At 62.3% G+C, this 26,810-nt stretch carries 27 protein-coding genes and 1 pseudogene; 13 read left to right on the forward strand and 15 right to left on the reverse strand.

What is annotated here, in order from left to right; genetic code table 11:
* Positions 1-18: 18 nt before the first annotated feature.
* Positions 19-2,817 carry a type VI secretion system Vgr family protein gene (locus ACWFUC_RS13770; protein ID WP_489637200.1) on the reverse strand — a complete coding sequence of 933 codons (2,799 nt, stop codon included), beginning with the start codon at positions 2,815-2,817 and terminating at the stop codon, positions 19-21.
* Between the two features lie 232 nt (positions 2,818-3,049).
* Here ACWFUC_RS13770 and ACWFUC_RS13775 point away from each other — a divergent pair.
* Positions 3,050-3,265 (forward strand): annotated as a pseudogene (locus ACWFUC_RS13775) (arginase family protein); the annotation flags it as partial.
* A 98-nt stretch (positions 3,266-3,363) separates the two neighbouring features.
* On the opposite strand, the gene ACWFUC_RS13780 reads toward ACWFUC_RS13775, so the two are convergent.
* The 5 genes from ACWFUC_RS13780 to ACWFUC_RS13800 all read right to left on the reverse strand — a co-directional run bounded on the left by ACWFUC_RS13780 (position 3,364) and on the right by ACWFUC_RS13800 (position 7,823).
* Positions 3,364-3,849 carry a GNAT family N-acetyltransferase gene (locus tag ACWFUC_RS13780; protein ID WP_039786778.1) on the reverse strand — a complete coding sequence of 162 codons (486 nt, stop codon included), beginning with the start codon at positions 3,847-3,849 and terminating at the stop codon, positions 3,364-3,366.
* Positions 3,850-3,911: 62 nt separating this feature from the next.
* Positions 3,912-5,447: a DEAD/DEAH box helicase gene (locus ACWFUC_RS13785; RefSeq protein ID WP_252696337.1), complete on the reverse strand. Its 1,536-nt coding sequence runs from the start codon at positions 5,445-5,447 to the stop codon at positions 3,912-3,914.
* Between the two features lie 172 nt (positions 5,448-5,619).
* Positions 5,620-6,375 carry an alpha/beta fold hydrolase gene (locus tag ACWFUC_RS13790; protein ID WP_489625199.1) on the reverse strand — a complete coding sequence of 252 codons (756 nt, stop codon included), beginning with the start codon at positions 6,373-6,375 and terminating at the stop codon, positions 5,620-5,622.
* 30 nt (positions 6,376-6,405) lie between these two features.
* A complete protein-coding gene (locus ACWFUC_RS13795; protein ID WP_039786773.1) occupies positions 6,406-6,930 on the reverse strand; it encodes a VOC family protein in 525 nt (174 codons plus the stop codon).
* Positions 6,931-7,025: 95 nt separating this feature from the next.
* Positions 7,026-7,823: an inositol monophosphatase family protein gene (locus ACWFUC_RS13800; protein WP_034334500.1), complete on the reverse strand. Its 798-nt coding sequence runs from the start codon at positions 7,821-7,823 to the stop codon at positions 7,026-7,028.
* A 318-nt stretch (positions 7,824-8,141) separates the two neighbouring features.
* Here ACWFUC_RS13800 and ACWFUC_RS13805 point away from each other — a divergent pair, with 318 nt between their 5' ends.
* Entirely contained in the window at positions 8,142-8,969 is an 828-nt protein-coding gene (locus tag ACWFUC_RS13805; protein WP_134221981.1) for an RNA methyltransferase, read from the forward strand.
* Between the two features lies 1 nt (position 8,970).
* Positions 8,971-9,693, forward strand: coding sequence for a pseudouridine synthase (locus ACWFUC_RS13810; protein ID WP_489625200.1), 723 nt, complete (start codon positions 8,971-8,973; stop codon positions 9,691-9,693).
* An 82-nt stretch (positions 9,694-9,775) separates the two neighbouring features.
* On the opposite strand, the gene hslO is transcribed toward ACWFUC_RS13810, so the two are convergent.
* Both hslO and ACWFUC_RS13820 read right to left on the reverse strand, forming a co-directional pair.
* Entirely contained in the window at positions 9,776-10,705 is a 930-nt protein-coding gene (gene hslO / locus ACWFUC_RS13815; RefSeq protein ID WP_489625201.1) for an Hsp33 family molecular chaperone HslO, read from the reverse strand.
* Between the two features lie 20 nt (positions 10,706-10,725).
* On the reverse strand, positions 10,726-11,250 hold the full coding sequence (locus ACWFUC_RS13820; RefSeq protein ID WP_489625202.1) for a gamma carbonic anhydrase family protein: 525 nt from the start codon (positions 11,248-11,250) through the stop codon (positions 10,726-10,728).
* Between the two features lie 163 nt (positions 11,251-11,413).
* Here ACWFUC_RS13820 and ACWFUC_RS13825 point away from each other — a divergent pair, with 163 nt between their 5' ends.
* Both ACWFUC_RS13825 and ACWFUC_RS13830 read left to right on the forward strand, forming a co-directional pair.
* Positions 11,414-12,259 carry a ferritin-like domain-containing protein gene (locus tag ACWFUC_RS13825; protein ID WP_489625203.1) on the forward strand — a complete coding sequence of 282 codons (846 nt, stop codon included), beginning with the start codon at positions 11,414-11,416 and terminating at the stop codon, positions 12,257-12,259.
* A 124-nt stretch (positions 12,260-12,383) separates the two neighbouring features.
* The gene (locus tag ACWFUC_RS13830) at positions 12,384-12,731 is read left to right on the forward strand and encodes a hypothetical protein (RefSeq protein WP_034334487.1); all 348 of its coding nucleotides are present in this window, start codon (positions 12,384-12,386) and stop codon (positions 12,729-12,731) included.
* Between the two features lie 108 nt (positions 12,732-12,839).
* Here the strand turns inward: ACWFUC_RS13830 and ACWFUC_RS13835 are convergent, their stop codons facing one another.
* The 5 genes from ACWFUC_RS13835 to ACWFUC_RS13855 all read right to left on the reverse strand — a co-directional run bounded on the left by ACWFUC_RS13835 (position 12,840) and on the right by ACWFUC_RS13855 (position 16,510).
* Positions 12,840-13,769, reverse strand: a complete 930-nt coding sequence (locus ACWFUC_RS13835) for an esterase/lipase family protein (RefSeq protein ID WP_209581034.1) — start codon at positions 13,767-13,769, stop codon at positions 12,840-12,842.
* A 96-nt stretch (positions 13,770-13,865) separates the two neighbouring features.
* Positions 13,866-14,390 (reverse strand): RDD family protein, encoded by a 525-nt coding sequence (locus ACWFUC_RS13840; protein WP_489637201.1) that lies wholly within the window; start codon positions 14,388-14,390, stop codon positions 13,866-13,868.
* A gap of 260 nt (positions 14,391-14,650) precedes the next feature.
* On the reverse strand, positions 14,651-15,523 hold the full coding sequence (locus ACWFUC_RS13845) for a DUF3106 domain-containing protein (RefSeq protein ID WP_489625205.1): 873 nt from the start codon (positions 15,521-15,523) through the stop codon (positions 14,651-14,653).
* Between the two features lie 4 nt (positions 15,524-15,527).
* Positions 15,528-15,935 (reverse strand): DUF3619 family protein, encoded by a 408-nt coding sequence (locus tag ACWFUC_RS13850; RefSeq protein WP_489625206.1) that lies wholly within the window; start codon positions 15,933-15,935, stop codon positions 15,528-15,530.
* Complete coding sequence (locus ACWFUC_RS13855; protein ID WP_039786760.1) at positions 15,932-16,510, reverse strand: RNA polymerase sigma factor; 579 nt, start codon at positions 16,508-16,510, stop codon at positions 15,932-15,934. The genes ACWFUC_RS13850 and ACWFUC_RS13855 overlap by 4 nt, the downstream gene beginning before the upstream one ends.
* Positions 16,511-17,054: 544 nt before the next feature.
* Between ACWFUC_RS13855 and ACWFUC_RS13860 the strand changes: the two genes are divergently transcribed.
* From ACWFUC_RS13860 to ACWFUC_RS13895, 8 genes are all read left to right on the forward strand, one after another.
* Positions 17,055-18,773 (forward strand): acetolactate synthase 3 catalytic subunit, encoded by a 1,719-nt coding sequence (locus tag ACWFUC_RS13860; protein WP_489625207.1) that lies wholly within the window; start codon positions 17,055-17,057, stop codon positions 18,771-18,773.
* 1 nt (position 18,774) lies between these two features.
* On the forward strand, positions 18,775-19,266 hold the full coding sequence (gene ilvN / locus ACWFUC_RS13865; protein ID WP_008327594.1) for an acetolactate synthase small subunit: 492 nt from the start codon (positions 18,775-18,777) through the stop codon (positions 19,264-19,266).
* Positions 19,267-19,343: 77 nt separating this feature from the next.
* Positions 19,344-20,360, forward strand: a complete 1,017-nt coding sequence (gene ilvC / locus ACWFUC_RS13870) for a ketol-acid reductoisomerase (protein WP_034334512.1) — start codon at positions 19,344-19,346, stop codon at positions 20,358-20,360.
* Positions 20,361-20,582: 222 nt separating this feature from the next.
* A complete protein-coding gene (locus tag ACWFUC_RS13875; protein WP_489625208.1) occupies positions 20,583-21,371 on the forward strand; it encodes an SIMPL domain-containing protein in 789 nt (262 codons plus the stop codon).
* A 121-nt stretch (positions 21,372-21,492) separates the two neighbouring features.
* Entirely contained in the window at positions 21,493-22,023 is a 531-nt protein-coding gene (locus ACWFUC_RS13880; RefSeq protein WP_121039130.1) for a vesicle formation protein, read from the forward strand.
* 177 nt (positions 22,024-22,200) lie between these two features.
* The gene (locus tag ACWFUC_RS13885) at positions 22,201-22,845 is read left to right on the forward strand and encodes a phosphatidylserine decarboxylase (RefSeq protein WP_489625209.1); all 645 of its coding nucleotides are present in this window, start codon (positions 22,201-22,203) and stop codon (positions 22,843-22,845) included.
* Positions 22,846-22,963: 118 nt separating this feature from the next.
* Entirely contained in the window at positions 22,964-23,824 is an 861-nt protein-coding gene (gene pssA / locus ACWFUC_RS13890; RefSeq protein WP_121039133.1) for a CDP-diacylglycerol--serine O-phosphatidyltransferase, read from the forward strand.
* Between the two features lie 195 nt (positions 23,825-24,019).
* A complete protein-coding gene (locus tag ACWFUC_RS13895; protein ID WP_489625210.1) occupies positions 24,020-24,505 on the forward strand; it encodes a hypothetical protein in 486 nt (161 codons plus the stop codon).
* A gap of 26 nt (positions 24,506-24,531) precedes the next feature.
* Here the strand turns inward: ACWFUC_RS13895 and ACWFUC_RS13900 are convergent, their stop codons facing one another.
* Positions 24,532-25,242, reverse strand: a complete 711-nt coding sequence (locus ACWFUC_RS13900) for an alpha/beta fold hydrolase (RefSeq protein ID WP_489625211.1) — start codon at positions 25,240-25,242, stop codon at positions 24,532-24,534.
* Between the two features lie 4 nt (positions 25,243-25,246).
* On the reverse strand, positions 25,247-26,746 hold the full coding sequence (locus ACWFUC_RS13905; protein WP_489625212.1) for a sensor domain-containing diguanylate cyclase: 1,500 nt from the start codon (positions 26,744-26,746) through the stop codon (positions 25,247-25,249).
* Positions 26,747-26,810: the final 64 nt, after the last annotated feature.

The raw sequence follows: 26,810 nt of genomic DNA on the forward strand, positions 1-26,810 counted from the left end.
GATGATTCTTGTTCCTTTTTATAACGCAGGTTTCAAAATATCGATCTTGAGTATGCGCATGGCATCATCCTTGACCAATTCAGTCAGCCCGTTCGCATCGCTCTTGCCCTCGATCACCCGGCCATCGTCTAGCGTGATGCGGTAAGACTGATTGGCCGCAGCAGGCGCGGTCTCTGCGGACTCGCCCGGATAATGCAAACGGAAACGCTGATCCGTCGGCGCATTGCTGAAACTGGTCTTGGCCGCTTGCTGCGTCGACGGACCGCCCCACTGATGGGACGCCGATAGCAGCTTGATGTCGCCCTGGGTCCCCATGGTCACGCCGCCACCGATCTTGATGTAGCTGCCATCTTCCGCCACCAGGCGGATGGTCGGCGCGGTGATCAGCACTTCGTTTTCGTTGGTGCTGATCTTCACGCCTTTCTGCGCATTGGCAGTCAGCGCTGCGTTCTGCGCCTGCAGCAGCACCGGCCCTTCGCCCGCAATCGCCTGGATGCCGGTGCCACGAGAAAACAGCTGCATCCCCTGGCCCGCCGTGGCGTTGAAGCGCTGGCCGCTCATCAGTTGCAGATGCTGTTGCGCGACCTGGTCGATGTTCTCACCGGCATAGTTCAGCTGCGTCTTGGGCGTCACCGCCACCGAACCCGTGGCCGCGCCGAAGGCCATGATGGCGTGCGCGGCAGAAGTGGCAGATGCGGTGCTGTCCTGTCCACCACTGGTACTGCCCGCATCCCAGTTCCGGAAGGCTCCCGCCAGCGCACTCTGGCCGCCACTGTCGGCCGCCTGGCCGCCGTGCTGGCCGGCATAGTCACCCAGGGACTTGAAGAGTTCGGTGCATTGGCCGAGCAGCTCGTTGAGTTCGTCGCGATCCAGCATCTGCCCCGCTGCCTTGTTGCGCGCATAGGTGGTCAGCAGGATGCCCTGCGCGGCACGCAGCGAGGCGGCAGCGTCGGTGCGCAGCTCGGCCCCTTCGCCGCGCGCCTGGCCGTTGCCGTCCGTGCGCGGCTGGGTCAGGTAGCCCAGGTTCAGTTCGCTGGCCGCATGTTCGCTGGCCAGCTGGCTGCTGATCTGGCCGGGCGTATCGTCAAAGCGCAACTGGTTGTAGCGGTTGGCCAGGATCTCCTTGGTCTTCATCCCCGACAAAAAACGATTGCCCGGCAAGCCGCCCGCATGGCTGAAGGTGGCCGGCTTGTTCGGTCCGTTGTGCAGCACGCCGGTGACGAACATCTTGTCCGGATCACCGTTCAGGAAATCCAGCGCAACCTCCATGCCCACACGCGGCAAGGTGTCGTGGCCATAGCCATTGCCGGCCCAGCTGCTGCTCACGCGCACATAGGCACTGTCGGCATCGGTGCCGCTGGTGCCCGCGCCTTGGGCGTGCGCGTGATCCTCAGGATTGAGGCCCAGCAACTGGACCTTGATGCGGCCGAGTTCGTCGCAATGCACCTCTTCGTTTTTCGGACCGACCACCCGTGCCGTCATCGGGTGAACGCGCGGCAGGTCGATGCGCGGATCATAGGTCGGCGTGAGGGCAACGCCGCGCCGCACGCAGCTGAAGCTGTTTTGATAACGGGTCTCTTCCGTGGCGGAGGTGGCCGACTGCGTGATGAGATCGGGCAGGCCGCTGCTCCAGCGGCTGCTGTCGAAGAGGAGCTGCGCCCGTTCGTTGAGCGCCTTGGGCAGGTTGTTCTGGCCGCGATGATGCAGGCGCGTGACCATGAACTGGCGTTGTTCCGGCGGCAGCTGACTGACGTCCGGGTGACCCGTCAGCTCGAACCAGCGGCCCACGGCCAGGTCACGCACGCCGCTGCTGCCCTCGACGCTGGCCGCGCGCAGTTCGTGCGACAGCATCCGGGCGGTGGCCAGGCGCTGGTAGTCGTCGCTGGAGTCGGCCGCGTGCGGCACGTCGATGAAGCTGTCAGACAGCAGCTGGGCCAGGTCATTGCCGGCCTCTCCCTGGTCGAGGATGCTGACCTGCGAGGACTGATCCATCGCGCCGTGCTTGTAGTCGGCACTGGCGCGCTGGACGCTGCCGGAGACGATGTGCTGCGAGGCCGACCACAGCGTGATGCCGTCACGCTCTTCCGTTGCGGCCTCGCGGTGATAGCGCACGATGCCGGCGCTCGCCTGGGGCAGTTTCATCGGATCGTCGCAGAAGACCAGCGTGTGGATCGGCAATCCGGCGTCGCCGGAAGAGGCCGCCTCCTGAGCGCGCTTGCCGGCGGCCGTGAACCAGGCAATGCCTTCGCGGCGGCACAGGCGGCGAATGAAGTCGGCATCGGATTCGTTGAACTGCAGCGTCATCTCGCGCTGCGGATAGCGGCTGCGATCCGTGGCGGCCAGGTCGAAATCAAACGCGCGGGCCAGCGCCGGGCTTCGGGTTTGCCATTCCTTGAGCAGGGTGTCGATGATGTCCGGCACGCTCTTGCTGCGGAAGATGCGGGTGTTGACCCGCCTCTCCAGGACGGACAAGGCATCGCGGATCGTCAGCTGATAGGTCGCCAGCGAACCGTCGGATTGCCCGGCCCGGGCATCGGTGATGAGGCCGCAGATCTCGTGCAGGGCACCGCGATCCGTGACCAGCCGCACCGCCACCGGCAGGCCGAGGAAGGTTTTAAGGGGGAGGTCGGAGCGGGTGGACAGGCAGGTCAGGTGTCCTTCGATGCCCGTGTAGAGGCCTTCCCGGATGTCGATCCGCTGTACGACCAGCACCTGTTCCAGCGTGCTTTGCGCCTTGCCCCAGTGCAGCCGGATGGCCCGGTTGCTCTGGTTCAGGGAGGAGGAGGCAAATGCCTGCAATGCGTCGGCCAGATTCATGGCGCGGCTCCGGTCGACGCGGGAATGAATGATGTCGCCATGGTGGCGCTCCCAATTGCAATAGTTTTAATTTTTTGACGCGAGGGACGAACGATGTTGCACAAAGCTCGTCAAAGGTCGCTTATCAGACTATGGGAATGTGAAGAAGGTTTCACTTCGGATGTGTGCTGACTGAAATTTTTACTTGGGTCGCGCACAGAATGTCCTTCCGGCGTGCCTGCGAACAAGTTTGCTGGATCCCGAGCGGGCGGTGCAGGCTTGTCTGCCCGGCGATATCCATGGGCTTGGACCGGAGATCATCCGTGGCTGCAAGGGGCTCGATATCGTCTCGGCCGAGGTGGTCGAGGTGTCGCCATCCTATGACCAGGCCGCGACCACCGCACTGGTGGCCGCCAATCTGGCCTATGAAATGTTGTGCATCCTGCCGGGCGTGAAATACCGCGCCTGAGTCAGCAGGGTGGATGGGATGTGAAGTTTCAGGCCAAAAAGCAAAATGCCCGCATCGGTTGATGCGGGCATTTTTTTAAGCAATCAGGCGGGCAGTGTTCAGGCCAGTGGCTTGTGCATGAACATGGCCTTGCCGGTTTCGGCTTTGAGTTCGTACCCCTCGAAGCCACAGGCGCGATACAGCGAACGCGCCACGGCATTGCCTTCCAGGACTTCCAGCGTGAGCTTGCAGCAGCCCAGCTGGCGGGCTTGGTCCTCGACCGCCGCCAGCAGCAGCTTGGCCACGCCCTGGCCGCGATAGGCAGGCATCACGGCCAGGTCATGCAGGTTCAGCAGCGGCTTGCAGGCGAAGGTCGAGAAACCTTCGATGCAGGTCGCCAGGCCTGCTGGCGTTTCACCATCGAAGGCCAGGAAGACATGGGCAGTGGGACGTTTCTTCAGCTCGGCGGCCAGGTTCTCGCGCACGTAGTCGGAGAGCTGCTTGCCGCCGCCCATGGCGTCGGAAGCGTAGGCATTGAGGGTCTCGAACAGCGCTGCCGCGTGGGCAGCGTTGCCGAGGTCGGCCTTGATGACGGTCACACTCATGTCTTTCCTTTTCTTGTGATGGACGATGAACGATGCTGCCCGGAAAGCGGCTTGAAGCCTGCTTACTTGCCGGCTGCGCGCTGGCCGCCATGGGTCAGGGCCGACGGACGCGGACCACCCTGGCGTTGCGGCTGACCGGCACTGCGCGGCTGGCCATTGGCATTGGCCGGCTTGGGTGCGCGGTTGGCATTGTTGCCGCCGTTGCCGGCATTGCCACCATTGCCACGTCCACCCTGGCCTCGGGCGGCATTGCCGTTGCCGTTGCCATTGCCATTGGCTGCCGCGCGCGGCTTGGCTGCCTGGCCATGGCCGGCGTTGCCGCCAGCCGGCTTCGGTGCCGCCGCATTGCCGTTGCCGGCGGGTTTGCGCGGGGCACTGCGCTGGCCACCGCGTCCGCCACCGTTCTGGTGACGGCCCTGGCCGCTGCGCAGCTGGATCGGCTGCGGCTTGGCGGTCGGGTCCGGTTCGAAACCGGCGATCACTTCGACCGGGATCTCGCGCTTGATGAAGCGCTCGATGTCGTGCAGCAGATCGCGTTCATCCACGCAGACCAGCGACACGGCTTCACCGGTGGCGCCAGCGCGGCCAGTACGGCCGATGCGGTGGACGTAGTCTTCCGGCACGTTGGGCAGGTCATAGTTGACCACGTGCGGCAGTTGGTCGATGTCGATGCCGCGAGCAGCGATGTCGGTGGCGATCAGGGCGGTCAGCTTGCCGTCCTTGAATTCGGCCAGGGCCTTGGTGCGGGCCGACTGGCTCTTGTTGCCGTGGATTGCCATGGCGGTGATGCCGTCGCGGGCCAGCTGTTCGACCAGCTTGTTGGCGCCGTGCTTGGTGCGGGTGAAGACCAGCACCTGTTTCCACTGGTGGGTCTTGATCAGGTGCGCCAGCATCGGGTGCTTCTTGTCGCGGTCGACCGGGTGGATCTTCTGGGCGATCACTTCCACGGTGGAGTTGCGGCGTGCCACTTCGATCAGGGCCGGGTTGTTCAGCAGGCTGTCGGCCAGCTTCTTGATCTCGTCGGCGAAGGTGGCCGAGAACAGCAGGTTCTGGCGCTTGGGCGGCAGGGCGGCCAGCACCTTGCGGATGTCGCGGATGAAGCCCATGTCCAGCATGCGGTCGGCTTCGTCCAGCACCAGGATCTGGATGTGCTGCAGGTTCACGGTGCCTTGCTGCATGTGGTCCAGCAGGCGGCCAGGGGTGGCCACCAGGATGTCGACGCCGCGCTTCAACAGGGTGATCTGCGGATTGATGCCGACGCCGCCGAAGATGCAGGCGGAGGTCAGCGGCAAATACTTGCCGTACTGGCGCACGCTTTCTTCGACCTGGGCGGCCAGTTCGCGGGTGGGCGCCAGGATCAGCGCGCGGATCGGCAGGTGGCCGTTGATTTTCTGGCGCGGCATGGCCGACAGGCGTTGCAGCAGCGGCAGGGTGAAGCCGGCGGTCTTGCCGGTGCCGGTCTGGGCGCCGGCCAGCAGGTCACCACCGGAAAGTACGGCGGGAACGGCTTGAGCCTGAATCGGGGTAGGGGAGGTATAGCCTTGTTCGGAAACGGCACGAACGATTTCGTCGGACAAGCCGAGCGCGGAAAATGACATGAGACTCTGAAATTGGGTTTGGCCTGTGGCCCCGTGAGGGCGCCAGTCGCAGGCAAACGGGTTGGAACTTGAGGAGGGCGCGGACTTGACTGGCTATACGCCGCGCAGGCCGCAGTATAACAGCGCAGCCCGCGCACCAAGGGAATTATTTTGAGGAAGCGTGAGGCTCAGCTCATCCTTGTTGCTGCGCCAAAAAGCGCAGCACGTGCGGCAAAACCAGCGCGCTTTGCATCAGCCCGCCGAAGTGCGTCACCCCCGGCAAGCTGACGAATTCACCCTGCGGCAACAGCGCCGCCGTGCGCTGGACGGCTGCATGGCGCGCATCGGCATCGCCACAGAAGAGCAGGCAGGGCAGGTCCATGCGGGTCAGCAGGTCTTCCTGCGAGGGGCGCGGCTGCCGGGCGGCGGCGGCCAGTGCCACCAGGTCGTTGGCGCGGATGAGCATCTTCACCTGCGGCGAGATCTGCTCGTCGAGCAGGCCTTCGAAGGTGGCGATGAAGGCTTCCGGATCGCGTCCGTCGATGCCGTGGAAGCCGTCCCAGCTGCGATCTTCATAGGGATGGGCTGCGCCCAGGATGAGGCTGCGCAGGCGCTGCGGTGCATGGCGCACCAGGCCGTAGCCGACCCAGCCGCCCAGCGAATAACCGAAGAAATGGGCGCGCTCGATACCGGCGGCATCCAACACCGCGAGGGCATCGCGGCAGCGCTGCACCTGGGTATAGGCGGCGGGATCGTGCGGCTTGTCGCTTTGACCGTGGCCCAGTGCGTCGAAGAGGATGACCTGGAAATGCTCGCGCAGCACCTCCGTGAAGCCGAAGAAGCGCCAGGCTTCCAGGCTGCTGGTGAAACCGTGGTGCAGGAGCAGGGGCGGGCCGTTGCCCTCGATCTGGTAGTGGATCTTGCGGTGGTCGCTGAGGGCAAAGGGCATGTGTATGCGTGCAGGGTTGGTCAGGTTGGGTCAGTTCTTCTCGTCGGCCAGCTTCTTGCAGCGGCGCGCCAGCATCTCGCGCGAGCGCGCGCAGATTTCTTCATTGCTGAGGTCTTCGATATGCGTGGCGATCGACCATACATGGCCAAAAGGATCGCGCAGCGTGCCGGAGCGATCACCGTAGAACTGGTTCTGAACGGGGCGCAGCTGGACTGCACCTGCGGCCAGCGCCTGGGTGAAGACGGCATCGACATCGGCCACGTAGACCAGCAGGCTCACGCCTGCACCGCCCAGGGTCTGGGGGCTGAGGAAACCGAGTTCGGGATGTTCGTCGGCCAGCATCACGCGGGCATTGCCGATCTGGATCTCTGCGTGCCAGACCTTGCCGTGCGGACCGTCGAGCCGCATGATCTCGGCCGCGTCGAACGCGCGCCGGTAGAAGGCGATGGCCTCGGCGGATGTCTTGACGATCAGGTAGGGGGTGACGCTGTGGTAGCCGGGTGGCAACGCGCAAGTGGCCTGGTCGTTGCTGGCTTGCTGGGAAGGAAGGTTCATGTCGTCTCCTCGGTCTGCGCCGGTAGCCGCACTATAGCAGCAATGCCGGACGCAATGAGGAGACGGTTTGTTGCAGGAGAAACGATCCGGCTGAATCAGGCGAATTCAGACAGCAGGTTCACTTGCTGCGCGAAGATCTTCGGGCTGCCGGCGATGACGTCGCCCTTGTAGAGGTAGTCGGAGTCGCCCTTGAAGGTGCCCACGATACCGCCCGCTTCGGTCACCAGCAGGGAGCCGGCGGCGATGTCCCAGGGCTTCAGGCCCTTCTCGAAGAAGCCGTCCAGGCGGCCGGCGGCCACATAGGCCAGGTCCAGGGCAGCGGCACCCGGACGGCGCAGGCCGGCGCTGTGCTCGGTCATGACCTTGAACATCTTGACGTATTCGTTCAGGCCATCGAGGTCGCGGAAGGGGAACCCGGTACCGATCAGGGCATCGGCGATCTTGTCGCGCTTGCCCACGCGGATGCGCTTTTCGTTCAGGTAGGCACCTGCACCCTTGGAGGCGGTGAAGAGGTCGTTGCGGGTCGGGTCATAGACCACCGCCTGGGTGATGATGCCGCGCTGCTGCAGGGCGATCGAGACGCAGTATTGCGGGAAACCGTGGATGAAGTTGGTGGTGCCGTCCAAGGGATCGATGATCCAGACGTTTTCGTTTTCATCGTGCAGGTTGTCGGACGCACCCGATTCCTCGGCCAGGATGGCGTGGTCGGGGTAGGCGTTCTTGAGCACGTCGATGATCGCATCCTCGGCTGCCTTGTCCACCTCGGTGACGAAGTCGTTGTGCGACTTCTTCGACACTTTCAGCAGCGACACGTCGAAGGACGCGCGGTTGATGATGGTAGCGGCGCGGCGGGCTGCCTTGATCGCCGTATTGAGCATGGGTGGGATGATCATTCCGATGGTTCCGTTAAAATTGCGGCCACCGAAGACGATGGCTGCGTTGCTCATCGTCGCCATGGCCGACCAGCCAGCCTTCCGCGACAAGCATGCGGAACAGCTGGCCAGGCGAAACCCGGCAGTCAAACCAGTGCGACGATGAAATTAATGAGCGTTGCGCCGCCCGCGGCTGTTATGCTTGCGGGTTTGCCAGGCAGTCCAGGGGCAGTGGCGTCGGTCAAGTCGGCGAACAAAGTCGACCTGGGTTGACAGCCTTGCTGCAACATTGGCGTTTTGCCAACATCTGATCCTGGGGCGCGAATCCAGCTATTTTAAATGAACAAGCAAGTGTCAGGACAATCTCTTTTCAGCCGTTTGCGTTTCGTGCTGGTCAATACCAGCAGTCCGGGCAACATCGGCTCGGCCGCACGGGCCATCAAGACCATGGGCTTTTCGGAGCTGGTGCTGGTCAATCCGCGCTTTCCGGACGCGGTGAAGGAAGATGAAGCCATTGCCTTCGCCAGTGGTGCGCTGGATGTGTTGCAAAATGCACGCATCGTCGGCAGCGTGGAAGAAGCGTTGCAGGGATGCAACTTCGCCGCGGCCGTCAGTGCCCGTTTGCGCGAATTCTCGCCGCCGGTGGTCTCGCCGCGCGAGCTGGCGGGGCAGCTGTCGCGTGATACCGGCTTGAATGCCGCCCTCTTGTTCGGCAATGAACGTTTTGGCCTGCCCAATGAGGTGGTGCAGAAGTGCAATGCCTTGCTCAATATCCCTGCCAATCCGGACTATTCCTCGCTGAACCTGTCGCAAGCGGTGCAGGTGCTGGCTTATGAATGCCGCATGACCGAGCTGGAACTGCAGGGTGGCCCCATGCAGACCAGTGGCGATGCACGCGCGCCGGGCGAGGTGGGTTTTCATGGGCAGAGTGCCAGCGTGGCCGAGATCGAGGGCATGTTCGCGCATCTGGAACAGGCGCTGGTGGCCATCGATTTCCTCAATCCCGACAATCCCAAGAAGCTGATGCCGCGTCTGAAACGCATGTTTTCGCGCGCCCAGCTGGAGACCGAAGAGGTCAACATCCTGCGCGGCATCGCCCGCCAGATCCTGGAACCGAAGCAGGCCAAGGCCGGCCGGCAAGAACAAAACGAACAAGGAGAAGGCTGACATGGCCAAGCTGACCCTGGACCGCATCCTGCAATCGCAGGGTTTCGGTTCGCGCAAATATTGCCGCGAGCTGATCGAGGATGGTGAAGTGTCGATCAATGGCGAGGTCGTGGACGATTACCGCGCTACACCCGATACCAGTGGCCTGGTGCTGACCATCTTCGAGGAAGAGTGGGAATACCGCGAGCACGTCTACATCGCCATCAACAAGCCGCAGAACATCGAATGCTCGCGCAAGCCCAGCCATCATCCGGGGGTGTTGACGCTGCTGCCGGAACAGTTCACCTGGCGCGACGTGCAGCCGGTGGGCCGGCTGGATCACGATACGACCGGCTTGCTGTTGATGTCGGATGATGGTGCTTTCATTCACGCGCAGTCCTCGCCCAAGCGCCACGTACCCAAGGTGTATGCCGCCACCACCGCCGAGCCGGTGACCGAGGCCTTGATCGCGCAACTGAAGGCCGGTGTGCAACTGCATGATGAGCCGGCGCCGCTGGCCGCGACCCGTTGCCGCCAACTGGGTGAGAACCTGCTGGAAATCGTGCTGGAGCAGGGCAAGTATCACCAAGTCAAGCGCATGCTGGCCGCGGCCGGCAATCATTGCAGTGCCTTGCGGCGCACTGCCATCGGCGGCTTGCAGCTGCAGGCGTTGGAACTGGAAGAAGGGGAGTGGACTTATCTGGATGCGGAGCAGATGGCCTTGCTGGTGCCGGATGCGGAGTGACCAGCGAGTGCGGTCCACAAAGGAAAACGCCATCGGCAAGCCGATGGCGTTTTTTTATTGCTGTGCGACCGTCATGGATGGTTCAATGCCGCGCGTCGCTCGCCTCGCTCGCGCCACCCACATCGGCCACGAACAGCTGCGCGCAGTCCACCGCATCGAACTCGTAATGCTGGCCGCAGAAATCGCAGTCGATGGCCAGTTTTTCCATCTGTGACAAGGCTTCAGCCACTTCTTCCTGGCCCAGCATCTTGAGCATGTTGCCAACCTTCTCGCGCGAGCAGGAGCAGTGGAATTGCGGATGCACCGGATCGAAGACGCGGATGGTCTGTTCCCAGAACAGCCGATGCATCAGCGTGGCGATATCGGTGGAAAGCAGTTCTTCGCGCTTGAGGGTGTCGCCCAACATGACCATGTGGTTCCAGTCTTCCAGCTCGCCTTCCGGCTTGGCGGTCGGAGCCGCATTGCCGCCGATGGACGGCAGCTTCTGCAGCAGCAGGCCGCGCGAGACCTTTTCATCGGCTGCCAGCCAAAGCTTGGTATCGAGCTGTTCGGAACGCAGCATGTAATTCTCGATGACGGTGGCCACGCTCTCGCCATCCAGCGGGACCACGCCCTGGTAGGCCTGCTGGCCGGGCAGCTTGTCCTTGGGGTCGAGGGTGATGACGAAGCGGCCGTTGCCATTGGCATTGACCAGATCGGTCAGCGTTGCATCGTCAGCGATCTCGGCATCATCGGACAGCTTGGCGGTAGCGCGAAGTTGCAGTTCGGAGTCGCACTCGACCACCAGCAGCTTGACCGGGCCGTCGCCATGGATCTGCATGACGATCATGCCGTTGAACTTCAGGTTGGCCGACAGCAGGGCGGACGCCGCCAGCATCTCGCCCAGCAGCGTGCGCACCGCGACCGGATAGTCACGGCGGGCTTGCACCTGGCGCCAGGTGTCCGAAATCTCGACCAGCTCGCCGCGAACGGGCGCGTTGTCGACCAGGAATTTTTGCAGCGTGTCTTTCATCGTTTCCTTTGCTTGACCGCTCAGGCAATGCGCTTGAGCTGGGTCTTGAACTGTTGCGCGCGCTGCACGTAGCTGTCGGTGCCAGCCCGCATGCGCGCGATATCTTCTTCACTCAACTGGCGAACCGCCTTGGCAGGCGCACCGATGATCAGGGAGTTGTCGGGAAACTCCTTGCCTTCGGTCACCAGGGCACCCGCGCCGACCAGGCAGTTCTTGCCGATCCTGGCACCATTGAGCACCACCGCCTGGATACCGATCAGCGCGCCCTCGCCGATGGTGCAGCCGTGCAGCATGGCCTGGTGTCCCACGGTGACGTTCTTGCCGATCACCATCGGATAGCCATGATCGGTATGCAATACCGCACCTTCCTGCACATTGCTGTTCTTACCAATGGTGATGAGTTCATTGTCGCCACGAATGGCGACGTTGAACCAGACACTGGAATGGGCTTCCATCCTGACCTTGCCCACCACCGTGGACGACTCGGCCACGAAGGCGGTCTCGTGGATCTCGGGAATGTCCTGCGCCAATTGGTAGATCGCCATAATAAAATTGTCTCCTCGTTACCTGCTGGTCGGTGGATGGTGCCGGGCTTGTTTGCCTTGTCCTTGCCTTGTCCCTGTATTGCAAGATTGGACATTTATCTTCATATGGTGGCAAAGCCGGCGTCCTCAACCGCGTATTTTACCTTCCCTGAAAGTCAGTTCCTTGGATCACGTCTCGTCCCCAGATGAAGTCTTTTCATTCACCCACGTGCGTAGCGCCGCGTTGTCTTGCCTGAAGGAAATGCATCCCGCCGTCAAGTGCAGTTCCGTGCGGGCCTTGCGTGCCGCCTGGCAGGCCGGTCAGTTAGCGCTGGAAACCGATGACCTGGCCGCCGCCGAATCCGGCAGCGGCATTCCTGGCCGCCCGGCGCGGCCCGAGCTGGTTTCTCCGCTGCAGGTGAAGCACCGTTCCATGGGCACGCCAGAGGGCAGGGCAGCACTGATCCATGCGCTGGCGCATATCGAGTTCAATGCCATTAACCTGGCGCTGGATGCGGTCTGGCGCTTCGCCGGCATGCCCCGCGAGTTCTATGATGACTGGCTGCAGGTGGCCGATGAGGAAGCCTATCACTTCAGCTTGCTGGCCGATCACCTGAAGACATTGGGTCATGCCTACGGCGACTTCACCGCCCACAACGCCCTGTGGGACATGGCCGAGTCCACCAAGAATGACGTCCTGGCCCGCATCGCCCTGGTCCCGCGCACGCTGGAAGCGCGCGGGCTGGATGCCGCCCCGCCGGTACGCGCCAAGCTGGCGCAGGCGGGCGACCTGGCGGCCGCCGAGATCTTGGACATCATCATGCGTGACGAAGTCGGCCATGTGCTGATCGGCAATCGCTGGTTCAACTGGCTGTGCGAGCAGCGCCAGCTGGACCCGGTGACGACTTTCGCCGAATTGTGCCAGCGCCATCGCGCACCGCCTTTGCGCGGCCCCTTCAATCTGGAAGCGCGGCGCGCGGCGGGTTTTTCAGAAGAGGAAATGCTGATGTTCAGCGATGTTTCGCGATGATCGACGTATTTGCAAGAAATGTAAGCAAATTTGGCAGCGGCAGGCCGACACATGCTGCTGTGCTATCTTCACCTCGAATCCCGACAGATCGGGATCGTCAAATATGAACGGAAAGGATGAGAACATGAACAAGATGTCCAAACTGCTGGCCGGTGTTGCTGTGAGCGTGGCCGCCATTACCCTGCTGGCAGCCTGCCAGAAGAAGGAAGAACCGGGTCCGGCCGAAGCGCTGGGCAAGAAGATAGACGGTGCCGTGCAGGATGCCGGCAAGAAGCTCGATGAAGTGACCGGCCAGACCAAGGATCAGGCCGCTGAATCCGGCTCCAAGCTCGATGGCGCGCTGGACAAGGCCAAGGCCGACGCCAAGGAAGCCTACGAAAAGACCAAGGAAGGTGCCAAGGATCTGGCGCAGAAGACCGGTGAAAAGGTGGAAGAGGCCGGGCAGAAGATCCAGGACGCTTCCAAGAAGTAAGTCCGTTGAGGGGGCAGCCGCTGGGCGCGTCCTCGTTGTCACCGAGATGCCGTCCCGCGCTTCGTGCCGGGACGGCATTTTGCTTTGCGGTGTCCGCGAGCGCCTGCGTCAGTCGCGGGCGTTGTGGATCAGTTCGATCACCATCTTGTGAATGGACGGTTCCAGTGCCAGCGCCACGTGGCCAATGCCGATGACCGGGATGTTCCAGGCGCCCTCCAGATGCGCTGAGGTCTGCGGCGACACGATGTTGTCGTGGTGGGAATAGATTGACACGATGTGGCCCAGCGCATCGGCTTCTTCGGTGGCCGCGAGCTTCTGCAGCCATTCGCTGCTGCGTCCTTCTTCATAACGGCCCAGCCAGTTCATTTCACCGCAGTTGATGCCAATGCCGAAGTTGGCAATGGCCGTGCCATGGTGCGGCGAGCCCAGGGTGATCACGCGGGCCACGCTGTCGCAGCCGTGGTCTCGCAGGTAGGCGCGCGCGGCCAGGCCACCCATGCTGTGGGCGACGATGACGATCTTCTTTTGTCCGGTCTCGGCCAGCACGCGCTGGACGGCGGCATGCACCAGCGGGGCGTATTCATCGATGCTGCCGAACACCGGTTCCATGTCCAGCGCATAGTGGGTGATGTGAGCTTCGCGCAGCTCCAGGCTCAGCCAGCGCCAGTAGCCGCTGTTGCAGCCGTAGCCGTGGATGAGCAGCACCGGCAGCGAGGTGGTGTCGGGATAGCTGAACTGGTCGAAGCGCAGGAAGGGCATGCCCCACGAGGAACACAGCATGGTGGCGCGAAATTCGCGCAGGAACAGGGTGGCGATCTGCAGCCAGGTGATGGTTACCGGGTTGGAGGTGCGGCCGCGATAGGGCCAGGTCAGGAAGAAGCTGTTGGCGGTGATCTGGGCGCGCAGCAGCAATACGATCAGTACGCCGCCGGCAGCTGCGGCCAGGATGGGCCAGTCGAAATGCCGCAGCAGGAAGTAGAGCAGGATCGCAATGCCGAACTGGATGAGGAGCAGGGTTCTGGAGATGCGTGAAATCATGCGGGCGTCGGTCGGAGGCGATCAGGTCCAAGGGCATGCGGCTGCATGCGTTCGCCCGAGAGCATAACAGAGCGCGGCGAGGCGCTCATGTCCGCTTCATGACTTGGCCTCGGCCGTGTTGCCGGTGGCCTTGGGCTGGGCCGTGATGTCGACCAGGCGGGTGCCGGCCAGGCGGTCGTGCAGGAATTGTCCTTGCGCATCCAGGCGCGACGTCATGGCCCATAACAGCAGGTTGGCGGCGGGGATCAGCACCAGCAACCAGGCCGGGCCCCTTGCCAGCGAGGCCAGGGCCAGTCCTGGCAGGATCCACAGCCAGGCCAGCACGAAGCGCAACAGCGCGCGTCCCAGCCGCAAGGGTTGGCCGTCGCGGTCGACCACGCGGAAACGCCAGGTCTTCATCGCCAGGGTCTGGCCACCATGGGTCCAGAACCAGACGAAATAGATCGCCAGAACCAGGAACAGCCAGCCTTCCAGCGCATGGCGCAGATACAGGGCATGACGCTGCTGCAGCAGCGTGGAAAACAGCCAGCCCGACATGAACAGTACGCCAAACAGCAGCATGGATTCGTACAGCATGCTGCTCATGCGGCGGCGCAGGGAGGGCGTGGTGAATTCCGGCATGGTTCCTGTTTGTTCCGTTCTGGCTAGGGTGGAGTGAAGAAGCAGCGCACACCGTGCACGCTGTGGCCGGCAGATGGTAATGCAATCAGGCGCGCTTGCCTATGTGAAGGCTTGAGGCAGAGCAAGGGGCAAGCCTGCGTGGCAGGGGAGGTATGCCTTTGCGGCTTCACGCACGGTCTTGACGAGGGTGGAAACGCGAACCGCCCCAAGGGGGCGGTTTCAATCAATCTGGCGGAGGAGGCGGAGCGGAAGAGGTAGGCTTACTTGCCGTCGCTGGCGGTGCTTGCCACAGGAGTCACCGCAGCGCTGACGGCCACGGTCGTGGGCAGCGCCGCAGTCGGTGCAATCGCAGGCACTGGCGTGGCTTGCGAACCAGGCACCTGAGACGGCGCGGGAGCCACCGCCGGAGCCGGGACCTGAGCAGGTGTCACGGGCAGAGAGCGATCCAGCGCCTCGGTGGGCAGTTGGATGGTCGGTGCGGCGGCCGACGGCGAGGTCGGCAGCTTGGCCACGCGCTTGGGCAACTTGGACTCGGCCAGTTTCTTTTTCTGCTCTTCAGACAGTTGCTGGTACTTGGTCCATTGCTCGTGCTTTTCTTCCGCATCCAGCTTCTTGGCGCGGGCGTAGTTGGTGCGGGCGGCACTGCGTTCGGCCGGGGTCAGCTTGACCCAGTCGCGCATGCGTTCATGCAGGCGCTGCTGTTCTTCCGGCTTCATCTTGGCGTAGCGCTTGCCGATTTCCAGCCATTTTTCTTTCTGCAGTTCGCTCATGCGCGGCCATTCGCCGGTCAGCGGTTCCAGCGCCTGATGCTGGGCGGGCGAGAGATTGGACCAGGCCAGCTTGTTCTCGGGCTTGCGTGCTATGGACCTGCCGGCGGATTTGCTGGCATGGGTGGCGGCCGGTGCGGCAGGTGCTGCAGCTGTTCCGGGTGTGCCGGCCACTGGTGCCGTTGCGGCGGGGCTGGCGGCTGGTGCAGGTGTGGCGGGCGTGGCCGACGGTGCCGCTGCAGTGGAGGGCGCGTTCTGCGCCACGGTCCAGGCGCAGCTCAATCCACCGGCCAGCACCGCCAGCGCCAGCGCTATGCGCGAGAGGCGGACGGAAGCCTTCAAAGGAGTGCCGGTGGTCTTGTGCATCGTCTTATTGTCCCTTTTCAGCCAGGAAAGCGTTGAAACCATGATCCAGATACGCCGACAGAGGCAGCTCGTCGGACAGCACGGCCGCGTCGATGTCGGCCAGGTAGCTCACGCGCTTGGCGTTTTCATGCTGATAGATGCCGGCGAACAGGATGATGCCCACCAGCAGCGGTGCCGCCACGCCCAGGCGGCTCCACCACGACGGTTTCTCGGGCGACATCATGGTGCCACCGAAGGCACCGGCCAGCGCCGGCTGTTCCACGCGCTTGTGGATCGGGGCCTGTTTCTTGCGCGCCAAGGCCACGCGACGCGCGGCCGACAGGCCTTGCAAGGTGTCGTCGGACAGGTTGTCAAGATTGGCGTCAAGCGCCAGCTTCACCTTGTAGGCGAATTGCATTTCCTTGTTGTTCATAATGAGATTCCTTTGGCTCTGAGAGCTTGAGCCAGCGCGTGCGTTGCGCGGGAGCAATGGGTTTTGACGCTACCTTCGGAGCAACCCATGGCGGCGGCTGTTTCCGCCACGTCCATGTCCTGCCAGTAACGCATCAGGAATGCTTCCCGTTGACGCGTTGGCAGCTTTTGTATTTCGGCGTCGATCAGGTTCAGCGTCTGCTCGCGCTCGACCTTGTCTGCGCTGGATTCGGCGGCCTGAGAGCCGTCCTCCGATTCCAGGCTTTCCAGCAGGTCGAAATCGTCGCCGCCCTCGCCGTCGCCGCCATTGCCCCCGAAGCTGGAGAACAGGCTCACCCAGGTGTTGCGCACCTTTTCGCGGCGGAAGAAATCATGAATGGTGTTCTGCAGGATGCGCTGGAACAGCATCGGCAGTTCATCGACAGGCTTGTCGCCGTATTTCTCGGCCAGCTTGATCATTGCATCCTGAACGATGTCCAACGCGGCTTCATCTTTGCGCACGGCATACACCGCCTGTTTGAAGGCGCGGCGTTCGACACTTTCAAGAAAATCGGAGAGTTCTTTGTCAGTTGCCATGCAATACGGTGTGCCGGATGGGTCACCGGTCAGATCAGTTAAAAACCTGCATCCTGGCCGGCGTAGATGCGAAAAATGCAAGAAATCGTCAAAAAGCAGACCGAATGCTAGCAAAAATGGTCCTCTTTGTCCTGAAGTTTATCCTCGGCGGCCCCAGCGAACGCGAGTATTGGCAACGATTTCACAGGAATTCGCTTGACCAAAATGATGCAACGCATTACTGTCCTGTTTCCCGCCTCCCACATCTGGGGCGTTTTTGTTCCTTGCCGGTGCTTCACATAAGGTCGTGCCGGTTCGAGGAAACGCTTTATAGGTTTAAAGCTTGTTTGTTCTAACCCGTGCCACAAGCGCGAGGAATCTGTAGAAGTCGATTTGTACCAAGGCTGAACGAGTCGCGTTGAGCGGCGTTTCAAACTCCACTACGGTTGGAGCGCAGAAACGGCGTGACCGCACAATAAAGGGATGCTGCCGGCAAGACGATGAATGCGATTCCGTCAGGAGAGAACATCCGATCAATTTCCAATGGACCTTGAAAGGAAGCAGCATGAGTGCTGAGCAACTCACCGGCGCGGACATACTCGTCCGTTGCCTCGCTGAAGAGGGTGTTGAACACGTCTTCGGCTATCCTGGTGGCGCCGTCCTCTATATCTACGACGCAATCTTCAAGCAAGACAAATTCCAGCACATCCTGGTTCGTCACGAACAGGCCGCCGTGCATGCCGCTGATGCGTATTCGCGCAGCTCGCAGAAAGTCGGCGTGGCCATCGTCACGTCCGGCCCCGGCGTGACCAATGCGGTCACCGGCCTGGCCACGGCCTACATGGACTCGATTCCCATGGTGGTGATCTCCGGCCAGGTGCCGTCGACCGCCATCGGCCAGGACGCGTTCCAGGAGTGCGACACCGTCGGTATCACCCGCCCCTGCGTCAAGCACAACTTCCTCGTGAAGGATGTGAAGGACTTGGCGGAGACCGTCAAGAAAGCCTTCTTTATCGCCACCACCGGCCGTCCCGGCCCGGTTCTGGTCGATATCCCGAAGGACATCACCATGCATACCTGCGCCTACGAGTATCCGAAGGCGGTGGAAATGCGTTCCTACAAGCCGGTCGACAAGGGCCACTCGGGCCAGATCCGCAAGGCGCTGCAGCTGCTGTTGTCGGCCGAGCGTCCGATGATCTATACCGGCGGCGGCATCATCCTGGCCAATGCTTCGCCCGAGCTGAACAAGCTGGTCGATCGCCTGGGCTATCCCTGTACCAACACGCTCATGGGCCTGGGCGCGTATCGTTCGTCCAGCGACAAGTTCGTCGGCATGCCCGGCATGCACGGTACCTACGAAGCCAACATGGCCATGCAGCACTGCGACGTGTTGATCGCCATCGGTGCGCGCTTCGATGACCGCGTGATCGGCAACCCGAAGCACTTCGCCTCGAACGCCCGCAAGATCATTCATATCGATATCGACCCTTCGTCGATTTCCAAGCGCGTCAAGGTCGACATCCCCATCGTGGGCAACGTCAAGGACGTGCTGCAGGAACTGCTCTCGCAGCTGGATTCAGCCGAGACCCGCCAGAACGGCGCGGCGCTGGATGCCTGGTGGAAGCAGATCAACGAATGGCGCAAGCGTGACTGTCTGAAGTTCGCTACCTCCGACGAATTCATCAAGCCGCAATCCGTGGTGCGGAAGGTGTGGGAAGTGACCAAGGGCGATGCCTTCATCACCTCCGACGTCGGCCAGCACCAGATGTGGGCCGCGCAGTACTACGGTTTCGACAAGCCGCGCCGCTGGATCAATTCCGGTGGCCTGGGCACCATGGGCGTGGGCCTGCCGTACGCCATGGGCGTGCAGATGGCCAACCCCGATGCGACGGTGGCCTGTATCACCGGCGAAGCCTCGATCCAGATGTGCATCCAGGAACTGGCGACCTGCAAGCAGTATCACCTGACGCCCAAGATCATTCTCCTGAACAACCGCTTCCTGGGCATGGTGCGCCAGTGGCAGCAGATCGACTATGGTTCGCGCTATTCCGAGTCCTACATGGATTCGCTGCCGGACTTCAACAAGCTGGCGGAGTCCTATGGCCACGTCGGCATGAAAATCGAGAAACCGGGCGATGTCGACGGCGCGCTGCGCGAAGCCTTCGCCATGAAGGACAGGCTGGTCTTCATGAACTTCATCACGGATCAAACCGAGAACGTCTGGCCGATGGTCAAGGCGGGCAAGGGTTTGACTGAAATGTTGCTGGGTTCGGAGGATCTCTAACATGCGCCATATCATTTCTGTGCTGCTGGAAAACGAAGCCGGCGCATTGTCCCGTGTCGTGGGCCTGTTCTCCGCACGCGGCTACAACATCGAAACGCTCACCGTTGCACCCACCGAAGATTCGACCCTGTCGCGCATGACCATCGTGACCTCGGGTTCGGATGATGTGATCGAACAGATCACCAAACACCTGAACCGCCTGATCGAGGTGGTGAAGGTCGTCGATCTGACCGAAGGCGCGCACATCGAGCGCGAACTGATGCTGATCAAGGTGCGCGCAGTGGGCAAGGAACGGGAAGAGATGAAGCGTACGGCGGATATCTTCCGCGGCCGCATCATCGACGTCACCGAGAAGACCTACACGATCGAGCTGACCGGCGCCAAGAGCAAGCTGGACGCCTTCATCGACGCCCTGGATCGCACCGCGATCCTGGAAACGGTCCGTACCGGCGGCTCCGGCATCGGCCGCGGCGAACGGATCCTGAAGATCTGATCGACCGCGCCAGCAGTACGCATCACACACACATACATACATTCAAATTCGAGTTACTCGGAACATAGGAAAAAATCATGAAAGTTTTCTACGACAAAGACGCAGACCTGTCCCTGATCAAGAACAAGAACGTGACCATCATCGGTTACGGTTCGCAAGGCCACGCCCACGCCCTGAACCTGAAGGATTCCGGCGTCAAGGTGACCGTCGGCCTGCGCAAGGGCGGCGCTTCGTGGAACAAGGCTGAACAGGCTGGCCTGAAGGTCGCCGAAGTCAACGACGCGGTCAAGGACGCCGACGTCATCATGATCCTGCTGCCGGACGAAAACATCGGTCAGGTCTACGCAGAAAACGTCGCTCCCTTCGCCAAGCAAGGCGCGACCGTGGCCTTCGCGCACGGCTTCAACATCCACTATGGCCAAGTCGTGCCGCGCGCTGACCTGGACATCATCATGATCGCCCCCAAGGCCCCCGGCCACACCGTGCGTTCGACCTACAGCCAGGGTGGCGGCGTGCCGCACCTGATCGCCGTGCACCAGGACAAGTCCGGCTCGGCCCGTGACCTGGCCCTGTCGTACGCGACCGCCAACGGCGGCGGCCGTGCCGGCATCATTGAAACCAACTTCCGCGAAGAAACCGAAACTGACCTGTTCGGCGAACAAGCCGTGCTGTGCGGCGGCACCGTGGAACTGATCAAGGCCGGTTTCGAAACCCTGGTCGAAGCTGGTTACGCGCCGGAAATGGCCTACTTCGAGTGCCTGCACGAACTCAAGCTGATCGTCGACCTGATCTATGAAGGCGGCATCGCCAACATGAACTACTCGATCTCCAACAACGCCGAATACGGCGAGTACGTGACCGGCCCGCGCGTGATCAACGCCGAGAGCAAGGCTGCCATGAAGAAGGTCCTGGAAGACATCCAGACCGGCGAATACGCCAAGAGCTTCATCCTGGAAAACAAGGCCGGTGCTCCGACCCTGATGTCGCGTCGTCGTATCAACGCCGAACACCAGATCGAAATCGTGGGCGAGAAGCTGCGCGCCATGATGCCCTGGATCAAGGCCAACAAGCTGGTCGACCAGACCAAGAACTGATCTGCCGCTACAAGCTGCAATCGAGAAAAACGCCACGGTTCGCCGTGGCGTTTTTTTTTGGTCCGTGAGCCAGGGAAGGGTGGTGGAATTGTCATTGTGTTACGCCTTGTTGCACTTGGCCAAGAACCAATCCTTGACGGCGCTCGTCGAAGTGCAGGGTTGATGCTTTCGCTATGAAGCTATCATCACCCCGTCACCGACCAAGAATAAAGAGGATCCCTTATGACACCTTCCCGCAAACTGATGCTGGGTGCCGTCCTGGCCACCGCCTGTATTGCCACCCAGGCGCAGACCGCCATGAGCGCGCCGGCCCCGGTCCCGACCACCGGCACCATGGTCGTGGTGCCAGCCAACGGCGAGATCAGCGTACCGAACGACCAGGCTCGCGTCACCCTGCAAGTGGAAGAGCAGGACAAGGACAAGGCCGCTGCCGCCTCCCGCGTGAACCAGAAGATGAAGCAGGGCATTGACCTGCTCAAGCGCCAGGACCCGCAAGCGGCGTTGAAGAGCTACGGCTATTACACCTATGCGGTCTATGCTGAACCGCCGCAAGTCACGTCGCAACAGCCCCGCCAGCCAGCCAAGGCACGGCAAGTCGTGGGATGGCGCGTCGGCCAGTATCTGGAGATGACCACCGAGAACCTGGCCGCGCTGCCCAAGACCGTCTCTTCGGCCCAGGCCCTGATGAGCCTGAACGGCCTGCAATTCGGCCTGAGCCCGGCGGCCGCCAAGAAGCTGGATGCCACGCTGGTCCACGCCACCTACCGCAACCTGGAAGAGCGCATCGGCTTCATCGCCAATGCCATGCATCGCGCCCCGTCGGATGCCGTGATTGAAACCGTGGACTTCGAAGGCTCGGGCAACTACGCCGCGCCCGCTCCCGCCCCGATGATGGCCAAGGCCATGCGTGCCGACATGGTCCAGGAAAGCACGACGGTGGCCGAGCCCAGCTTCGAACCTGGTGAATCCACCGTGAGCATGCGTCTGGTGGGCAAGGTGCGCTTCAAGTAAGCGAACATACCGGACTGTTCGCGCCGGACAGTTCATATCAAGAATCGTCAACCCGCTCGGGTCGGCAGGGAAGGGAGGCTATAATCGGCCTCCTTTTCCGTTTCAAGAAGATCATCTCATCATGCGGACCATCACCAAGCTGCTGCTGCCACTCTTCACCGCACTGGTGGCCAGCACGGCGCATGCCGACATCTGTGCCGACCTGCGTGCCATCCACCAGCAGTCGCAATCGCACTTCGACGGCTGGAAGAAAGACGGCCCCGATGCCGTCATGAAGGGCGACAAGCGCGGCCCTGTCTATCTCTCCAACTTCATGCTGGATGGTGCCGAGAGCTGCGCCATTGCCGACAATTCCTCGGTCTATACCTGCATCTGGCGCTATTCGACGCCAGCTGACATGGGCCGTGCCTACCAGCGCCTGGTCAACGATGTGAAGGCTTGTGCACCGCTGGCCAAGGAGCCGCCAGGCATCATCGCCGACGAGCCGCAGGAACGCCGCCAAGGCGACCTGCGCCAGATCACCGAAGTCACCGGCCTGGACTATGCCGATGCCGAAGTGACGATCCTGATCGGACAGATGCAACTGACCGGTCCGCGCGGGCTGGCGCGCAATGAACTGAAGCTGAGCTTCTCCCGCCCGCAGCCGCGCTGAGCCCGTGCCGGGCAATGCCCGGGCCCGGTTCTCGAAAAATTGTCCTGGATGCCCCGAGATGCACCGCCACCGGCCGGATGGCGGTGCATTTCATTGCATTTAACGGGCGCTGGACTAGAATAGGCACGCTTTTACTTTTGAACTTTCCGCGAGTACCGCGCGATCATTGGAGCAACATTGAACAATAACCACTATCCCCATCCCATCATCGCCCGCGAAGGCTGGCCCTTCCTGACCATCGCCGTGGTCGTGGCAGCGCTGGCAACCTATTTCTGCGGCGCCTGGTCCTTCCCGCTGTGGATCATCGCGCTGTTCGTCCTGCAGTTCTTCCGCGATCCGCCGCGCGTGATCCCGCAATCCGCCAATGCCGTGCTGTCCCCGGCCGATGGCCGCATCGTCGTCGTGGCCCGCGCCCATGACCCCTACACCGACCGCGAAGCCCTGAAGATCAGCGTTTTCATGAACGTCTTCAACGTCCACTCCAACCGTGCCCCGGTGGATGGCAAGATCGAGAAGGTGCAGTACTTCCCCGGCAAGTTCGTCAATGCCGACCTCGACAAGGCCTCGCTGGAAAACGAGCGCAATGCCCTGGCCATCACCACTACCAGTGGTCACAGCGTGACCTGCGTGCAGGTGGCCGGCCTGATCGCGCGCCGCATCCTTTGCTATGTGAAGGCCGGTGATACCCTGGCCCGTGGTCAGCGCTACGGTTTCATCCGCTTCGGTTCGCGTGTGGACGTCTACCTGCCGCTGACGGCCACCCCCAAGGTCACCGTCGGTGAAAAGGTCTCGGCCACCGAAACCATTCTGGCCGAACTCTGATCACACCCTGAAGGCCTCACCGTGCCGCGCGCCAGCCTGTGCTTGCAGCGGCGTCACGGATGAGGCCCCGGCGCAGACTGCGTGCTGCGATTTCCGTCCTCCTCACTGATAGACATCGATGCCCACATTACGACGACGCAAGGCCAAAGCCGGCATTCCCTTCCCGAAATCGCTGCGCCGCCCCAAGGCTGCGCAACTGGACGAGGCCGGGCAGGTAGTGGCACGGCGGCGCTCGCGCGGCATCTACCTGTTGCCCAACGCCTTCACCACGGCCGCGCTGTTCTGCGGTTTCTACGCCATCGTGATGGCCATGAACCTGAAGTTCGACTACGCCTCCATCGCCATCTTCGTGGCCATGGTGCTCGACAGCCTGGATGGCCGTGTGGCCCGCATGACCAATACGCAAAGCGAATTCGGCGCCCAGTACGACAGCCTTTCCGACATGGTCTCCTTCGGTGCCGCCCCGGCCCTGGTGGTCTATGAATGGTCGCTGCGCGGCATGGGCAAGCTGGGCTGGCTGGCAGCCTTCGTGTATTGCGCCGGCGGTGCCTTGCGCCTGGCTCGCTTCAATACCAACATCGCCGTGGTCGACAAGCGCTACTTCCAGGGCTTGCCCAGCCCCGCGGCTGCGGCCCTGGTGGCCGGCTTCGTCTGGCTGATGGATGACCTGCGTTTTGCCGGCACTGACCTGAGCTGGTATGGCTGGGTCATCACCCTCTACGCCGGCATCACCATGGTCACCAATGTGCCGTTCTACAGCTTCAAGGATGTCAACTTCCGCAAGCCGGTGCCCTTCATTGCGGCACTGCTGGTGGTGGTGGCGCTGGTGCTCATTTCCAGCGATCCGTCCAAGGTGCTGTTCGGGCTGTTCGTGCTGTATGGCCTGTCCGGCTATGGCGTCTACATCTGGCGCCGCATCAAGGGCAAGCCGGTCAGTATCGTGCAGACCAAGGATGAGCATGGCGATCTGCCGCACTGATGCCCGGTGATGCCCGTTGAGGTTCACCGAGCATCTTCCCGCAGGACAAGAAACACCCGGCCCCGGCCGGGTGTTTTGCATTGCGCCGGGCATCGGCCGGTCAGCACCGTCACGTCTGCCTTGCCGAGCGGGGCAGAGTTTCCTAGAATCCCATGGTAAGCGCGTTGCTGCATATCGCGCGTTGATGGTATGAACATGGCGATCACATCCTCCACCTTGACCACGCTGGGCAGCCTGGATCCCTACGGCCTGGGCAGCAGCGGCACTTCCAATCCGGTGACTGCAGCCAGCAATCCTGCGGCCGTAGCGCAGGCGGTCGAGCTGTCGTCGGAGGCCTCGGTGATCGTGACTCTGGGCGGCGGGTCCTCCGCCAATTCCGGCCTCACCTACAATGCGGCGGGGCTGTTTGATTCCATCGTCAATGCCGGTTCGTCGGCCGGCACCTCCACCGATCTCACCCAGAACCAGGCCACCCAGAGCTATTACCAGGGGGTGCTGGGCAGCATCGTCACGCCGGGGACGACTTCGGGCATCTATGATGGCTCAGGCGTGTTCGCCGGCGAGGAGCTCAGTTCGCAGCTCTCCCTGCTACTCAAATCCCAGCCTGATCTGACCGGTTCCATCGTCGAGGACATCGTCAACCAGAACGTGGTCGGCGGCCTGATCTCGACCATGGCCTGAGGCGGCGTCCCTTTATTCCTGGCAGTTCAGTCGGTGATGAGTGCGGCCAGCTGTGCGCATAGCGCGGCATCCTGCGCGCTGCGTTCGCTGACGCGATGATCCACGCCCGGCAGGTCGACGATGCGGCAGTCGCTGGCCGAGCTGGCGTGCTGGCGGATCAGCTCGGCGATCTCGGCCGGGATGACGGCATCCTCGCTGGCGCGGATCAGGGTGAGCCGTCCGCGATAAGCACGGATCATCTGCAGCACTTCGGCATCCCGCCAGCTGTGCGGGCGCCGCAAGGCCGCGCTGAAGGCCGGCCCGAAAGGCAACATGAAGGCGGCACCGTCATAGAGCGCACCGACCAGCGTGACGACATGGGCGATCTGGTTTTCCGCCCGGCAGGCCAGGCGCAGGGCGATTTCGCCGCTCATGCTCACGCCCACGACGGTGCGCGGCGAGACGGTGAGGCGGTCCAGCGCGGCTTGCGCTTCGACCAGGCGTTTGGACAGGGAATTGGGCAGCAGGGCACTGCTTTGCCCATGGCCGGAAAAATCGATGGCGGCACTGCCGCAGCCTCGTGCGGCAAGGGCCTGCCGCAGTGGCCATTGGCGCTGCCGATCCCCTTGCCCGGCCCCGTGCAGCACCAGTGTATGGACGGGCTGGCCGGGCGCGCTGCGCAGAATATCGGCCGCCAGCGTTTCCGCGCCCGCCGCCAGGGCCAGTTCTTCACGCGGGCAGGGATAGCGCGCGGACACGTTTTCAGGCGTCCGGATGACGGCGTTCGAGGCCTGGCGTGCTGGCGTAATAATGGCGTTTGGCTTCATACATCAGGCTGTCGGCCCGCTGCACCACCTGCTCCAGACGCTCGCCGGGAACGCCGGTAGCCGCGCCCATCGACAGGCTCAACGAGACGCCCGAATAGTACTGATTGTTCACTTCGACCAGTTTCTGGATCTGGTCCATCAGCAACTGGCAGCCACGCTCGTCGGTGGCCGGCAGCAGGATGGCGAATTCGTCACCGCCGGTGCGCGCCACGCTGCAGGGACGTTCCACCGCCTTGCCCAGCACTTCCCCCACGCGGCGCAGCAGGGCGTCGCCGGTGGCGTGGCCCAGCTCGTCGTTGACTTCCTTCAGGCCATTGAGGTCAGCCACGATCACGCTGACCGGGAAGGGACCCTTGCGCTCCAGGCGGTTGAGTTCGTCGACCATGTAGGCGCGGTTGTGCAGCTTGGTCAGTTCATCGTGCTTGCCGAGGAATTCCAGATAGGCTTCGGCCTTTTTGCGGGCGGTGATGTCGGTGAGCGCCACCAGCACAAGGTCCCAGTTTTTCTCGTGACCGGGGAAGACAGAAAACTGCAGATGGACGTGAAGGGTTTCACCGGTCAGCGAGTAGTTCACTACCTCACGGTGGTGCAGCAGGTTGCCGTTCCACAGCTCGATCAACTGTTCATTGAAATGCGGACGCATGTCGTCGCGGAACACGTCGGACAGCCGCGAGAGCAGGGTGGCCTTGTCCGGGGCAGCGAACATGGACAGTGTCTGCAGGTTCACATCGATGACGCGGATTTCCTGCATGCAGCGCTCCACGAATTCCGGATGCACATCCGTGAAGGTGCGGAAATCGGTGATGCCGATGCGGTGCAGGTCGTCGAAGAGGCGCTTGACCGCGCTGAAATCTTCCACCCACAAGGAAATGGGTGAATATTCGAACAGGCCGCGCGCATAGTTTTCGCTGCGGGAAAGCTTCTTGCGGGCCGTCTCGCGCTCGGTGACGTTCTCGATGGCCAGCAGCACGTAATCCCAGCTCTCTTCGCTGCCGGGCATGATGCGCCCGGAGAGCTGGATGTCCAGCCGCTTGCCGCCCAGGGTGTAGTTGACGGTATAGCTGGAGAAGGTCGTGCCGCCATTCCACAACTGCACCATTTCATCGATGAAGGTGTCGAGCATGTCATCCCGGAAGATCTTGTCCAGGTTGGCCACCAGGTGCGCCAGGTCGCGCGCTTCATACCATTCCAGGGTGCGCCGGTTGACGTCGACCACGCGGATCTGCATGGCACAGGCCTGGGCGCGGCTGGGATCCACGGTCAGATAGCTGCGCAGGTCGGTCACGCCGTCGGCGCGCCACTGGTCGAACAGGCGCTTCAGGCCGCTGTAGTCCTCTTTCCATAAGGAAATGGGCGTGAGGTCGAAGGTCTCTTGTTCGGAAAGGGCCGGGATGGAAGCCGGAACGGAGCGGGCGAGGGAGGATTCGTTCTGCATGACACTTCATCTTTTGCTGATGATGAAGTGTAATAGTTTTACGGAAACTCCTGCAGCTCTTCCA

It is taken from the genome of Herbaspirillum sp. Her4 (genome assembly GCF_057961335.1).